Origin of the sequence: Leifsonia sp. 2MCAF36, from assembly GCF_052115525.1 — a bacterium.
Classification (GTDB): Bacteria; Actinomycetota; Actinomycetes; order Actinomycetales; family Microbacteriaceae; genus Leifsonia.
This window is the reverse complement of record NZ_JBFRGV010000006.1, coordinates 428,617-440,814: the sequence shown is the minus strand read 5'-3', so window position 1 is coordinate 440,814 and position 12,198 is coordinate 428,617. Positions and strand designations below refer to the sequence as shown.

The window sequence follows — 12,198 nt, the reverse complement described above, 5'->3', positions numbered from 1 at the left end:
CGCTCGATCACCCACAGCGCCCGCGAGTAGCCGATGAAGTAGGTGCCGAACTCGCCGTGGCCGGGTCGCCCGAACGGCATGTTGTCGCGGAGGATCTCGTGCTCGACGCCCGCCTCATCGACGATCGTCGCGAGCGTCTTGTGCGACTTCTGGCCGTGCTCGGCGTCCGGGAGCTCGATGTTCTCGACCTTGGTCCTGCCGATGACACCCTCCTGGGAGGGCACAGGGAGGCCGTTCCAGCGGGAGAGGTCGTGCAGGTATTTCTGCACGACGACGTAGCTGCCGCCCGCATGCTCCGGGTCCTCGTCGCCGACGGTGGTGGCCTGTGCCATGTCGCCGGCCGCCGGGTTCGCCGTGCCGTCGACGAAGCCGAGCAGGTCCCGGGCGTCGAAGTAGCGGAAGCCGGTGACCTCGTCGACCACCTGGACCGCGTCGCCCAGCGCGTCGAGCAGCTGCCGCTCCAGCTCGAACGTGAAGTCGCCCCGTTCGGCCCGGATGTGGAAGAGCAGGTCCCCTGGCGTCGACACTGCGGTGTGGACGGGGCCCGCGATCTCGCGGAACGGGTGCAGCTCGCGCGGCGGCGGCGTGTCCGTGAGCCGGGACCACAGGGCCGCGCCGATCCCGACGTTGCAGGAGAGGCGGGCGCCGAGGTCGCGGAAGCCGACGGTCTTGACCTGGTCGGTGATCCCGCCGAGCACCGCCTTGACCGTGGCGAGCGCCTCGGCGGAGTCGCCGACGGTCACCACCAGGAAGACGGCGGCCCGGGAGAGGGGCGCGTCGACGCTCTGCGGGTCGATGGGGACGCGCTGCCAGGGCTGGTCGCCGGTGTTCGCCATGCCGCCATGCTGCCGTATCGCGGCCCCCGGTCGCCACTCCACCGGGACCGTAGGCTGAAGGGATGAGCCTCCCCAGCAGCATCGATGTGAGCACCGACACCGTCGTCACCTACCCCGACGGCGACCTGACGTCGACCGGGACCGTCCTCCATCTGGAGCCGCTCGCGGACGGGCGCACGGCGGTCGTGCTCGACCGCACGGCATTCCACCCGGTCGACCCTGTCTGGCCGGACCAACCCGCTGACGCCGGAGAGCTGACCGCGGACGGGCGGTCGTACCCGGTCGTGGCTGCGGTCGTCGGCGCGACCGACGGGACGACACTGTATGTGGGGGATGCGCCGGTGCGCACCGGGACCGCGGGCTGGGCGTTCGTGGTCGCGCACCTGGTGGACGACGTGTCCGGTCTGGAGCCGGGGAGCACCGTCACGGTGGCGGTGGACGCCGAGCGGCGCCGAGCGCTCTCCGCCGGGCACACGGCGTGCCATCTCGCCTCACTCGCCCTCAACGACGCCCTGGCGCCGCTGTGGACGAAGGAGGCGCCCATGGATGGACGCGGGCGCCCGAATTTCGACCAGCTCGCGATCACGTCCTCCCGCATCCTGGAGGACGGCTCGCTCGACGAGTACCGGATCGGGAAGAGTCTGCGCAAGAAGGGCTTCGCCGCCGCCGAGCTGGCTTCCCGGCTGGCGGAGGCGACCGAGGAAATCGACCGCACACTGGCCGGCTGGGTCGCGAGCGGGGCCGGGGTGTCCATCGTCCGCGATGGCGACGGACGGGGGCTGGGCGAACGCCGTCGCTGGCGCGCCGAGCTGCCGGAGGGGATCGTCGAGATCCCGTGCGGCGGCACGCATGTGCGCGGCCTGGACGAGCTGGCTGCCATTACGGTGGCCCTGGAACTCGGCGAGGCGGACGGCGCGCTCACCCTGACGATGCGGACGACGGCGCGCCGCGCCTGAGCTCAGCGCCGCGGCCGCTCCGGCCTCAGAGCGGAAGAAACGGCACGGCCACCGCGAGCGTGGCCAACCCGCCGGCGACGCCCCACCCGACGCGCACCAGCCGGGCACTGCGCACTTCACGCTCGATCGCGTCGAAACGCAGCATCGTCTCCGGCGACGAGACGACCGGTCGCCAGGTGCCCGGATCGTCGAAGAGGCTCGCCGCGCGGGCGACCGTGTCCGCATCCACCCGATCCGGTCGGCGGGACAGCCAGCGGACCAGGTCCTCCGAACGGAGCACGGTCGCGCGGGCGGGCTTCTGCCGCGTTCGCAGCTCTTTGGCTCCCACCACCACGACCACCGGTTCCACCGGAGCCTCGATGCCGGCGCGCAGCAGCAGGCCGCGCACGCGCGAAGCCTCGAGGTCGGAGTTACGGAGGTACGGCTTCTTGGCGCCCTCCACCAGCACCGAACGCGAGTAGATGGTCAGGCGCGCCCCCGGGTGGCGCTTGGTGTTGAGGACGAAGACACCGCCCGGGCCGACCACGAGGTGGTCGACGTCGGCGTCGCCCGAGCCGACAGGGACGGCGTGGAAGGCGCTCCAGCCCTGCGGCAGCCGGGACAGCAGCGCGCCGACCTCCCGCTCGCCGAGGGCGCCGGAGAACCACGGCTGGGCATCGTGGCTGAGCGGATGCCGCCCGAGAGCGCGGGCGAGCCCGGAACGACGCGGGCGGGCCTCCTGAAGCCGGACCACCTGCTCCATCACCGCAGCGCCGGGCGCCCGGTCCCGCATTCGTTGTCCGCTCACCCGGCAACCGTACAGAGGCGAGGAGCGCCGCCCCAGTCCCCAGCCGGGGCCAGGGCGGCGGGGCTACCCCTTTTCCGGGGACCCGTGCGTGCGGGGCAGCTGCTCGTCACCCGGGAGGCGCTCCTCGAGCGATTCGTTGCGCCCGCGGACCGCCTCCAGGCGGTCGGTGTCGGTTTCTCCCAGGTCGCTGACGGCCTCGTTCAGCTCGTCGGCGTCGCGTGGTGCTGGGGTGTCATCCGGTCGATCGCTCATGCCCGGCACTGTACGCGCGTCACACCTCGATGCTGACCTCGTACACCTGGTCGGTCGGGTGTCCTGCCCGCTCGTGGATGCGCATCAGCGCCTCCTTCGAGGGTCCCGTCGAGAGGCAGAACACCTTGCCGCTGACCGGGTCGAGCCAGGCGCGTTCGATGTGAACACCCTCCTCGCCCTCGATCGCCGCGTCCGCGTCGTGCGCTTCCGCCAGCTGTTCCCGCGTGACTCCCACGAATCCGTCGTGGACGTCGATGAATTGCGCCATGATCGGCTCCTTTCCTTATGACCACATTGTGCAGCGCTCGGACGCCGCTTGGCATCGGTCGTCCTGCCATCGGTGGCGAGGCCGGCATCGGGAAGTCCCGGTTCCTGGACGAGCTGACCACCGCTGCAGGCGCTTGACCGCCACGGTGCGCGACCGGCTACCATGCGGAGCATGAGCCGCATCGAAACCGGAATCGTCTCCTACACCGTCTCCGGCGACTACCTGGCGCGCGTCGGCGCCGACTTCGACACGGAAGCCGTCGACGACGCCATCCTCGCCGAGCTCAACCGGATGGTGCCGGAGGGCATCGTCGTCGAGCGCAGCGGCCGCGTGCTGGCCGAGGAGGACAAGGTCGACGAGGCGCGGGCCATCGACTGGGAGGCGCTGCTGAAGCGCATCGACGTCGACCAGATCCTGGCCGAGCACGGGCGCTGACTCCTCTCGCGTCCGTTCGTCCATTCGCCTCGCTCAGCGTGAGTGCTTGACGACTTCGTAAGCCGCCAGAGCCGCGCGCCGCGACTCCGCCAGGTCGACGATCGGGGCCGGGTAGTCGCCGGTGTCCCATTCCGGCACCCAGCGGCGTACGTAGTCACCGCTCCTGTCGAACTTCTGACGCTGAAGCTCCGGATTGAACACCCGGAAGTAGGGCGCGGCGTCGGCCCCGCTTCCGGCCATCCACTGCCAGTTGAAGGCGTTGTTCGCCGGGTCGGCGTCGACGAGTGTGTCCCAGAACCACTGTTCGCCGAGCCGCCAATCGATGAGCAGGTTCTTGATGAGAAACGACGCCGTTACCATGCGCACACGGTTGTGCATGACGCCGGTTCTCCACAGTTCCCGCATCCCGGCATCCACCAGGGGCACTCCGGTGCGACCCTGCTGCCAGGCCTTCAACGCCGACGGATGCAGTCGGGGCCACGGAAAGGAGTCGTACTCGCGATGGATGTTCACGGTCGCCAGGTCCGGGTGCTCGAAGAGCGTGTGATAGGCGAATTCGCGCCATCCCAGCTCCGCAGCGAAGGTGGCAGCGCCTTCCGCGGTGGAGCGGTCGCGTCGCTCCTCGGTCGCGTGCCAGACCTGGTGCGGGCTCAGCTCTCCCCAGCGCAGCCGCGGGGAGAGCCGAGAGGTCCCATCGACCCCAGGTGCGTCGCGGTCCTGGCGGTATACACCCAGGCCGTCGGCCAGAAAGTGTTTGAGCTGGTGGTGCGCCGCCTTCTCGCCCGGCTCCCACGCGGCGCGGAGGCCGTCCGCCCAGTCGGGATGGGTCGGCAACAGGCCGAGGTCGTCGAGCGCCAACGCATCGACAGTGCTCGGGAGGCTCGCGGGTCGCAACGTGCGAGGCGCGGGACCCGGCCTGCGCGGCGGGGGAGCCGCGAGGCAGGCGCGCCAGAACGGCGTGTAGACGGAGAAGGCGGTGCCCTGGCCGGTCCGGATGGTCCACGGCTCGAAGAGGAGGTTCGCTCCGAAACTGGTCGACTCGATGCCGGCCGCGCGGGCAGCGCTCTTCACCGCCTCGTCGATGCGTCGCTCGGCGCCGCCATAGCGTCGGTTCCAGAACACCGCCGCCGCGTCCGTCTCGTGCAACACGTGAGCGATGACCTGCTCGGTCGGCCCGCGCAGTACCGCCAGGCCGGCACCGAGACGCTCCAGGGAAGCCGTCAGCGACGCGAGACTGTGGTGCAGCCACCAGCGGCTCGCTGCGCCCGGAATGCGCAGCCCGCGGGTCTCCGCATCCCAGACGAAGACGCAGAGCACCGGCCGCCCCGTGGCAGCGGCGGCGTGCAACGCCGGGTTGTCGGCGATCCGGAGGTCGTCGCGGAACCAGACGACGGCGGGGCGGTCTGCTTCTCGGTCGGCGCTCACGGTCGGGCGGCGATCACAGGTCGAGCGAGTCGCCCGGCTCGAGGGGGAAGAACCTGCCGCCGTTCTGCTCGGTCGCCCACTGCAGGCGTGTGTTGGCCATGTCCTTGCCGGCCCGCGAGAGCACCATCTCGTGGATGGGGAAGCTGCGCTTGGGCTTCACGGCCAGCACGTAGTCCATGGCCTCCGAAATCTTCATCCAGGGGGCGCCGGCGGGTGCAGCGAGCAGATCCACTTCGACCTCCGCCGGGACGAAGAACGAGTCGCCTGCGTAGTACAGCTGCTCGTTCACCAGCACCCCGAGGTTGTCGACCACCGGGATGGACTCGTGGATGACCGCGTGGCGGCCGCCGAAGAAGCGGAGGGTGAACGGTTCTGCCGCGATCGTGTCGCCGGCGTGGACGACGGTGACGTCGAACCCGGAGGCGGCCCTCGCCACCCCTTCTGGCGCAAAGATCTTCGCCTCGGGGGAGACGTCGAGCACGCGCTTCAGCTGCTCTGGCGTCCAGTGGTCGGGGTGCTCGTGGGTGATCACGACGGCCACGGCGTTCGCGGTGTCCGTGAGGGGAGAGGTGAAGTTGCCGGGATCGACGAAGAGCTTGCGTCCGTCCGCTTCGAGCTGCAGGCCGGAGTGTTCGAACTTCGTGAGTCTCATGGCTCAAGGAAATACCGGTTGGGATGCACACGCAAGCGCGCGGGCGCCAGGCGCCCTATCCGCCCCGGCGCAGGCCGCGCCGCGCCGGGGTCCGGACGTGCGGTGTGTCATTATCGTGCACTGTGACCGCAACTTCGCGGGCCGTGGTCGTCGCGGTCAACCCCATGGCCTCCTTCGGGCACCGCCGCGACGTCGGGCCGCGCGTCGTCGAGCGCCTCCGCGAGGCCGGCCACCGGGTGGTCGCCGTGGACGAGGCGAACATCGAGCTGCTCCGCCGCGAGACGGCGAAGGCCATTCAGGACGGCGCGGACGCCCTGGTCGTGGTCGGTGGCGACGGGATCGCGAACCTCGGCATCGACCTCGTCGCCGAGACCGGGCTGCCGCTGGGGATCGTTCCCAGTGGGACCGGAAACGACCTCGCCGACGGGCTCGGTATCCCCATCCACGACACCGAGGCCGCCATCGAACGACTGCTGGATGCTCTGCAACGTGAGCCACGGGCCATCGATGCCGGAACGATCCGCCACGGCGAGCTGACCACCTGGTTCGGCTGCGTCGTCTCGGCCGGCTTCGACGCGACCGTCAACGAGCGGGCCAACCTGATGAGCCGCCCACGCGGCCGCAGCCGTTACATCTTCGCCCTGCTGCGCGAGCTGGCGACGCTGAAACCGCGCCCGTACCGCATCCACGCCGACGGGCGCCTCATCGAGGTGGAGGCGATGCTCGTCTCAGTCGCCAACAACCGCTCCCTCGGGGGCGGCATGCGCATCGCGCCCGACGCCGACCTCTCCGACGGCCGGCTCGACCTCTTCATCGTGGAGCGGATGACGCGCCTCCGCTTCCTGCGCATGTTCCCGAAAGTCTTCCGCGGCGAGCACACCGACCTGCCCGAGGTCACCCTCCTCCCGGTCACGAGCGTCCGCATCGAGGCCGACGACATCATCGCCTACGCCGACGGTGAGCGGATTGGGCCCCTCCCGATCGACGTGGCGGTGGCCCCGGGCGCCCTGCGCGTCCTGGTCTGACGCGGCTCCGCGGTGCGGCGCCGACTCGCCCGGGTGGCCGCCCTCGTTTTGGCACCCGCACCCCATCTGTGGCATGATTTTCTAGTTGCCAGACGGCCCCATCGTCTAGCGGCCTAGGACGTCGCCCTCTCACGGCGGTAACGCGGGTTCAAATCCCGCTGGGGTCACCATCAGCCCGGATACCAGTCATTCACTGGTTTCCGGGCTTTTTGCGTGGAGCTGCTGCCGCACCGCGTGACGTCCGGATCGACTTAGCTCGGAGTCGTCTTCGACCGCGTGCGTCCGGATATTTCGACGGGAAGCCCGCGCGCGAAAACGAGGGACAACAGACTGATAGAGATCAGGCCGACGAACGCAACCCGCAAGGAGGCGAGCTGAGAATCGCGGTAGATGCCCGCGAGCTTCTGCGCGTCGGCGCTCGAAAGCCCCGCGGACGTGGCGATTTGGTCGACGCTTGCGGACGGGACGATGGCCACGCCGCCCTGTGTTTTCGCCTGGACGATGGAAACCGTGGTGGGGGAGAGGCCGCTGGTCGCGACGCCGGAAGCGAACGAGCTCGACAGCGCTCCGATGAGGATGGATCCGATGAGGGCGGTACCCAGGGACGACCCGAGGTTCTGGAACACCCCTTGGAGGCCGCCTACCTCGCTGGTTTCCTTGTCGCTGACGCTGGACATGTTCACGTTTCCGAGCTGCGACGCAAGCAACCCGAGCGCGGAGCCCGTGAGGAACATCCCGGCCGCGAACAACCCGCTTCGCAGGTCCGCCGTGACCGACGCGAGCAGAAGGAACCCGCTCAGCACAAGCACCAGTTGACCCACCCAGACGATCCTGCGTGGAGGCCACCGGCGGGACAGCCTGGTTCCCACAATCGAGAAGATGATGATCGCAATCGATAGCGGGAAGATTCGGATACCTGTCTCGAGGGCGTCGAGGCCGAGCGTCATCTGGAGGTAGACCGGGACCATGAAGAACAGGCCGGCGGTGACGGCGTATTGGGCGCCGAGCACCGAGAGTCCGCTGCGCAGCCGCGTGATGGAGAACATCGAGACGTGGACGAGCGGAGGCCTATCGCGGGCGACGAGCCACTGTTGACGCCGGACGAACAGGAAGAGGAGGACAGCGCCGATGGCGATGAACCAGGCGGTGAGCGAGACTCCGAGTGGGGCCACCGGGACTCCGCCGATCGTCGGTGAGGACAGCGGGAGGATCCACCCCCAGGTTTTGCTTTGCAGCATTCCACCGACGACGAGCACGAGGCCAACAGCCGACAGCAGGGCGCTGAGGACATCTATTCGCACCTTCTGCCGAACTGCCGCATCGTTGACGAATCGGGCCACGATCGCGACGACTGCCATGATCACGACTTCGCCGGCGAAGACGAAGCGCCAGCTGAGGTAGGTGGTGATGAATCCGCCGATCAGCGGACCGGCTGCCACCGCGGCACCCGAGACGGCGCCGATGATCGCGTAGGCGGTGATCCTGTCCTTGCCCGAATAGTTGTCCGCGACAAGTGCGGCAATTGCTGGGATCACCAAAACCGCGCCGAGGCCTTCGATGATGGACCAGCCGAGGAACAGCACCTGGATGTTCGGGCTCAACGCCGTGATCAGTGACCCGACCCCGTAGACGCACGCCCCGATGACGAAGGCTCGGCGCCGGCCCCAGATATCGCCGAGCTTGGCGCCGAGCAGCATCACGGCGGCCATCGTCAACGTGTAGAACGTGATCGCGGCCTGCATCGCAGACACCGTCGTACCGAGATCCTTTACAACGGTCGAGATCGACACGTTCATGACGGTTCCATCGAGGACCATCACGAATTGGGCGCAGCCGAGAATGATCACCACCGACCACTTCTTCATACGACGGCACCCACCATCACCGCTCCGTTCTGGGTCACGCGGCCTCTCGCGCCACAGTAGCGTCGCCCGTGCAGCGGGTGGAAGGCGGCTGAGTCCGACGGCGGGACTCGTCGTCCCGTGGCCCGCATTGTGTACACAGCGTACTTAAGAGTTACAATGACCACATGGACACACTGACCGGCGAGGTATCGGCTCGCGAACTGCGCGGCCATCTGGCTGACGTGCTCGGACGCGCCATGTACGGCGGTGAGCGGGTCGGGGTAACGCGTAACGGCAAGCTGGCCGCTGTGGTTGTCAGTGTCGCCGACCTTGAGGCGCTAGAGGCTTTCGAGATGGCCCAGGATGTCGAGGCCTATCGCTCGGCGAAGGCGGAGGACGACGGGGGTCGGGTGAGCTTGGAGGAGCTGCGTGACGGTTTGAACTCGTGACCTACCGGATCGACTTCACAACCGCAGCCGCTCGACAGGTCAGGAAGCTTCCGCACTCAGCCCGCGAACGGGTTCTCCAGCTCATCGAAGGTCTGGCCGAAGATCCGCGCCCTCGCGGCGCGCGAAAGCTGGTGGGGGAGGAAACCGCGTGGCGGGTCCGCGCGGGCGACTACCGAATCATCTATGACCTGTTCGACGACGAACTCACGGTCACGATCGTCCGGGCCGGTCATCGCCGCGACATCTACGAGAGCCGCTGATTCGACCGCCGTCGTCCGGTCAATACGATTGCGCCATGTCGGACAACTCGCCCTCTCAGTCCATCGATGCGCTGGTGCGGGCGGTGCGTTTTCCGACGACAGTGCGAGCGCTTGCGAGCCTCGGGATGCCGATGGCTGCCTTCATGCCGTTGGGGTTCAGCCTCGCGGTCGGCTCAGGACGGGTGTTGTTCACGGGACGGCGCAAGCGGGCCGTGTTCTTCGAACTGCCCGCCTCGAGCGTGCGAAATGTCGCCGTCGACGAGTCGCGTTCGCGACCGCCCTACCCGCAGATCGCTCTCGCGATCGTCCTGACGGTGGAAACAGGCGGCGCCGACGTGAACCTGCCGATCGTGCCGACATCCGACGACGGCAGGAAGAGTCTGACCTGGAGCGATGCACAAGTGCGACGTCTCGCGCAGCGCGTGCAGACCGCGATTCAGCGCGAGTCCTGCTGAGCGGCGGTCGTCACCTTCGGGGTTCCGGATCGGTCCGTGGGGTAGCTTGTGGGTGTGTCCATGCGGAAACGTATCAATGGTGCTCTCTCTCGGCTGACCGGGTACGAACTGCGGCGCGTGCGGCACAGCACTCCCCAGGAGCCGTCGGCGCCGAAGATCCCGGCGGATATCGACGACGAGGCCGCTGAGATCATGCGCCTGGTCCGGCCGTACACGATGACGAACGTCGAGAAGCTGTACGCGGGCATCATGGCCGCCCGCTACATCAACCGGTACAACATCGCGGGCGCGGTCGTCGAGTGCGGCGTGTGGCGCGGCGGGAGCATGCACGCGATCGCCCGGGCGCTCGACGGTTCGGGCGCGCACGACCGCGACCTGTACCTGTTCGACACCTACGAGGGGATGACGGCTCCCGGCCCGAAGGACCGCCGCGGCGACGGCCGGCCGGCCGCCGACCTGCTGGCGTCCTACGACAAGACCTCCCGTGTCTGGGCGTACGCCTCCCTGGAGGACGTGCAGGAGGGCTTCCGTCAGGTTCCCTATCCCGAGGAAAAGCTGCACTTCATCAAAGGACCGGTCGAAGAGACCGTCCCCGGTCAGGCGCCCGAGCGCATCGCGCTGCTTCGGCTGGACACCGACTGGTACGAGTCCACCGCGCATGAGTTGGTGCACCTGTACGACCGGCTGACACCGGGAGGCGTCCTGCTGCTCGACGACTACGGCTGGTGGCAGGGCTCGCGTGAAGCCGTCGACGAGTTCCTCGCCCGGACCGGAGCGCGGCTATACCTCGCCCGGACCGGCAGCGGGCGTGTGGCCATCAAACCGGGGGGCTGAACTCGCCACACGGGGTGTGACACGTGTACTATAACAACTAGTACAAGTGGTACAAGCCCGGAGGTGAGCATTCCATGCAGATCGAGATCGACCCGCTCTCCCCGGTCCCGCTGTATCAGCAGCTCCGGGATCGGGTGGTCGAAGGCATCGCGGGCGGCACCCTTCGACCCGGAGACCAGCTGGCGCCGGTCCGGCAACTCGCTGCCCGCTTCGGTATCAACGTGGCGACCGTGAGCAAAGGCTACGACCTGCTCCGCGCGGAGGGGCTGGTGCGATCCAACCGCTCCGCCGGCTCGGTGGTCGCCCGCGGGCCTCGGAGCGCAACCGCGGAAGAAGCCGCGTGGAGCTCGGCCGACCGGGATGCCTGGGCCGGTCGCCTCGCCACGGTGCTCGCCGAAGGTGTCGCGCAGGGAGAGCAGGACGAAACGATCGTGGCTGCGGCGAAGGAGATCCTCTCCGGGTTCGCGGCCCAACGGAGGAATGGCGGAGAACGATGAGCACAGCGACCTTTCTGATCTCCGGGGTGGTGCTCACCGCGATCGCCGCCCTGATGATCGCCCTCCCGGCCATGATGCGGCCCACCGTGCCGCTGGGCGTCAGCGTCCCGAGCGGCCACCTCGACGAGCCGGTCATCCATTCCGCGATCCGCCGCTACCGCATCCTCGTCGCCCTGATCTGGCTGGCGGGCATCCTCGTTCTCGCCGTCAGCGCTGCGTCGGCTTCACCCGCCATCGCGGTCGTCATCATCCTGGTCGTCGTCGTCGGACAGTTCGCGGCGTACGTCGTCTCCCGTCGGCTGATCATCGCGGCCAAGAAACAGGGCGACTGGTTCGAGGGCGTCCCCGTGAGGATGGCAGCCAGCGTCGACCCCGGCGGCCGGCCCCGTGTGCCCGTGGGGTGGTTCATCGCGGCCCTCCTGCTGCTCGGGGCCGCCTACGCCGTGCTGATCGTGCTCTATCCGTCGCTTCCCAGCACCGTCCCGACGGGCAACGGCGCCGGGGGTCGGTCGGAGCAATACGTGGCGAAGAGCGTCTGGAGCGTCTTCGGGATCCTGTTCATCGGCACCATCCCGGTGGTCGGCCTGTTCGCCCTCTCGTTCCTCGGGCGCCTCGTCCCGATCCGCGCACTGCCCGGCGCCAGCGCGCAGACGAACGCGCGTCGTGCTCGGGAGATGCGCGCGACGATGTCGACCCTGATCGGTCGGGTTCTCTTCCTGATCGCCGTCGTCTTCGCCTGGAGCGCGCTGACGCGTCAGCTGGCAGGAGGCGCATCCGCCCTGATCATCGCCGGACCGGTCATCGCGCTGGTGCTGCTCGCCGCATCCGTGGCAGTCTTCGCGCTGCGCTGGCGCCGACTGATGGCGAACGACACTCGGCTGATCGCCGACGAGCGTGGCGGCCGTCGACCGGTCGACACACCGGACGACGACCGTTACTGGCGTGCCGGCATCTTCTACGTCAATCGCGATGACGCCGCGCTGTTCGTCCAACGACGCTTCGGCGTCGGGTGGACGATCAATCTGGGCCACCCGGCCGGGATCGCGATCGGCGTCGTCGTGCTCCTGCTGGTCATCGGTCTGCTGACGTTCGTGCTGGTCCACGCCGCGATGCGCGGGTGAGGGAGGGCTCGCTCCGACTCACTCCCGCCCGGCGACCCCGCTAGGATGGAGGGAGCGAAGGGGAGTATCCCGGACGGACCGGCGTCTGACGAAAGTCGCACG

Annotated in this window: 16 protein-coding genes and 1 tRNA gene; 10 read left to right on the top strand and 7 right to left on the bottom strand. The window is 68.7% G+C overall.

Annotated elements, in window-relative coordinates:
• On the bottom strand, positions 1 to 836 hold an 836-nt coding region (locus AB4079_RS12175), incomplete at its 3' end, for a Dyp-type peroxidase (protein ID WP_441787543.1).
• A gap of 62 nt (positions 837 to 898) precedes the next feature.
• On the opposite strand from AB4079_RS12175, the gene AB4079_RS12170 reads away from it, so the two are divergent.
• A complete protein-coding gene (locus tag AB4079_RS12170) occupies positions 899 to 1,792 on the top strand; it encodes a metal-dependent hydrolase (protein ID WP_441787542.1) in 894 nt (297 codons plus the stop codon).
• A gap of 25 nt (positions 1,793 to 1,817) precedes the next feature.
• On the opposite strand, the gene AB4079_RS12165 is transcribed toward AB4079_RS12170, so the two are convergent.
• From AB4079_RS12165 to AB4079_RS12155, 3 genes are all read right to left on the bottom strand, one after another.
• Positions 1,818 to 2,579 (bottom strand): nuclease-related domain-containing protein, encoded by a 762-nt coding sequence (locus tag AB4079_RS12165; RefSeq protein ID WP_441787541.1) that lies wholly within the window; start codon positions 2,577 to 2,579, stop codon positions 1,818 to 1,820.
• A 63-nt stretch (positions 2,580 to 2,642) separates the two neighbouring features.
• Positions 2,643 to 2,831: a hypothetical protein gene (locus AB4079_RS12160; RefSeq protein WP_441787540.1), complete on the bottom strand. Its 189-nt coding sequence runs from the start codon at positions 2,829 to 2,831 to the stop codon at positions 2,643 to 2,645.
• A 19-nt stretch (positions 2,832 to 2,850) separates the two neighbouring features.
• Positions 2,851 to 3,099 carry an SCO4226 family nickel-binding protein gene (locus tag AB4079_RS12155; RefSeq protein ID WP_441787539.1) on the bottom strand — a complete coding sequence of 83 codons (249 nt, stop codon included), beginning with the start codon at positions 3,097 to 3,099 and terminating at the stop codon, positions 2,851 to 2,853.
• Positions 3,100 to 3,270: 171 nt separating this feature from the next.
• Here AB4079_RS12155 and AB4079_RS12150 point away from each other — a divergent pair, with 171 nt between their 5' ends.
• Positions 3,271 to 3,534 carry a hypothetical protein gene (locus AB4079_RS12150; protein ID WP_441787538.1) on the top strand — a complete coding sequence of 88 codons (264 nt, stop codon included), beginning with the start codon at positions 3,271 to 3,273 and terminating at the stop codon, positions 3,532 to 3,534.
• 33 nt (positions 3,535 to 3,567) lie between these two features.
• Here AB4079_RS12150 and AB4079_RS12145 read toward each other — a convergent pair whose 3' ends face one another.
• Both AB4079_RS12145 and AB4079_RS12140 read right to left on the bottom strand, forming a co-directional pair.
• Positions 3,568 to 4,959 carry a cryptochrome/photolyase family protein gene (locus AB4079_RS12145; RefSeq protein ID WP_441787537.1) on the bottom strand — a complete coding sequence of 464 codons (1,392 nt, stop codon included), beginning with the start codon at positions 4,957 to 4,959 and terminating at the stop codon, positions 3,568 to 3,570.
• Between the two features lie 13 nt (positions 4,960 to 4,972).
• The gene (locus AB4079_RS12140) at positions 4,973 to 5,611 is read right to left on the bottom strand and encodes an MBL fold metallo-hydrolase (protein WP_441787536.1); all 639 of its coding nucleotides are present in this window, start codon (positions 5,609 to 5,611) and stop codon (positions 4,973 to 4,975) included.
• Positions 5,612 to 5,733: 122 nt separating this feature from the next.
• Here AB4079_RS12140 and AB4079_RS12135 point away from each other — a divergent pair, with 122 nt between their 5' ends.
• Complete coding sequence (locus tag AB4079_RS12135) at positions 5,734 to 6,636, top strand: YegS/Rv2252/BmrU family lipid kinase (protein WP_441787535.1); 903 nt, start codon at positions 5,734 to 5,736, stop codon at positions 6,634 to 6,636.
• Between the two features lie 94 nt (positions 6,637 to 6,730).
• Positions 6,731 to 6,806: transfer RNA gene (locus tag AB4079_RS12130), tRNA-Glu, on the top strand.
• Between the two features lie 81 nt (positions 6,807 to 6,887).
• Here AB4079_RS12130 and AB4079_RS12125 read toward each other — a convergent pair.
• Positions 6,888 to 8,486: an MFS transporter gene (locus AB4079_RS12125; protein ID WP_441787534.1), complete on the bottom strand. Its 1,599-nt coding sequence runs from the start codon at positions 8,484 to 8,486 to the stop codon at positions 6,888 to 6,890.
• 179 nt (positions 8,487 to 8,665) lie between these two features.
• Between AB4079_RS12125 and AB4079_RS12120 the strand changes: the two genes are divergently transcribed.
• From AB4079_RS12120 to AB4079_RS12095, 6 genes are all read left to right on the top strand, one after another.
• Positions 8,666 to 8,929 (top strand): type II toxin-antitoxin system Phd/YefM family antitoxin, encoded by a 264-nt coding sequence (locus AB4079_RS12120; protein ID WP_441787533.1) that lies wholly within the window; start codon positions 8,666 to 8,668, stop codon positions 8,927 to 8,929.
• Positions 8,926 to 9,189, top strand: a complete 264-nt coding sequence (locus AB4079_RS12115) for a type II toxin-antitoxin system RelE family toxin (protein WP_441787532.1) — start codon at positions 8,926 to 8,928, stop codon at positions 9,187 to 9,189. The genes AB4079_RS12120 and AB4079_RS12115 overlap by 4 nt, the downstream gene beginning before the upstream one ends.
• A gap of 35 nt (positions 9,190 to 9,224) precedes the next feature.
• Complete coding sequence (locus AB4079_RS12110; protein WP_441787531.1) at positions 9,225 to 9,644, top strand: hypothetical protein; 420 nt, start codon at positions 9,225 to 9,227, stop codon at positions 9,642 to 9,644.
• Positions 9,645 to 9,704: 60 nt separating this feature from the next.
• Positions 9,705 to 10,478 carry a TylF/MycF/NovP-related O-methyltransferase gene (locus AB4079_RS12105; RefSeq protein ID WP_441787530.1) on the top strand — a complete coding sequence of 258 codons (774 nt, stop codon included), beginning with the start codon at positions 9,705 to 9,707 and terminating at the stop codon, positions 10,476 to 10,478.
• 74 nt (positions 10,479 to 10,552) lie between these two features.
• On the top strand, positions 10,553 to 10,975 hold the full coding sequence (locus AB4079_RS12100) for a GntR family transcriptional regulator (protein ID WP_441787529.1): 423 nt from the start codon (positions 10,553 to 10,555) through the stop codon (positions 10,973 to 10,975).
• Positions 10,972 to 12,096: a DUF5808 domain-containing protein gene (locus AB4079_RS12095; RefSeq protein WP_441787528.1), complete on the top strand. Its 1,125-nt coding sequence runs from the start codon at positions 10,972 to 10,974 to the stop codon at positions 12,094 to 12,096. Before AB4079_RS12100 ends, AB4079_RS12095 begins: the two co-directional genes overlap by 4 nt.
• Positions 12,097 to 12,198 lie beyond the last annotated feature (102 nt).

Coding starts and splice junctions, on each gene's coding strand:
- AB4079_RS12155 (WP_441787539.1), bottom strand. CDS start 3,099: ATGGCGCAATTCATCGACGTCCACGACGGATTCGTGGGAGTCACGCGG.
- AB4079_RS12120 (WP_441787533.1), top strand. CDS start 8,666: ATGGACACACTGACCGGCGAGGTATCGGCTCGCGAACTGCGCGGCCAT.
- AB4079_RS12105 (WP_441787530.1), top strand. CDS start 9,705: ATGCGGAAACGTATCAATGGTGCTCTCTCTCGGCTGACCGGGTACGAA.
- AB4079_RS12095 (WP_441787528.1), top strand. CDS start 10,972: ATGAGCACAGCGACCTTTCTGATCTCCGGGGTGGTGCTCACCGCGATC.
- AB4079_RS12150 (WP_441787538.1), top strand. CDS start 3,271: ATGAGCCGCATCGAAACCGGAATCGTCTCCTACACCGTCTCCGGCGAC.
- AB4079_RS12100 (WP_441787529.1), top strand. CDS start 10,553: ATGCAGATCGAGATCGACCCGCTCTCCCCGGTCCCGCTGTATCAGCAG.
- AB4079_RS12140 (WP_441787536.1), bottom strand. CDS start 5,611: ATGAGACTCACGAAGTTCGAACACTCCGGCCTGCAGCTCGAAGCGGAC.
- AB4079_RS12110 (WP_441787531.1), top strand. CDS start 9,225: ATGTCGGACAACTCGCCCTCTCAGTCCATCGATGCGCTGGTGCGGGCG.
- AB4079_RS12160 (WP_441787540.1), bottom strand. CDS start 2,831: ATGAGCGATCGACCGGATGACACCCCAGCACCACGCGACGCCGACGAG.
- AB4079_RS12170 (WP_441787542.1), top strand. CDS start 899: ATGAGCCTCCCCAGCAGCATCGATGTGAGCACCGACACCGTCGTCACC.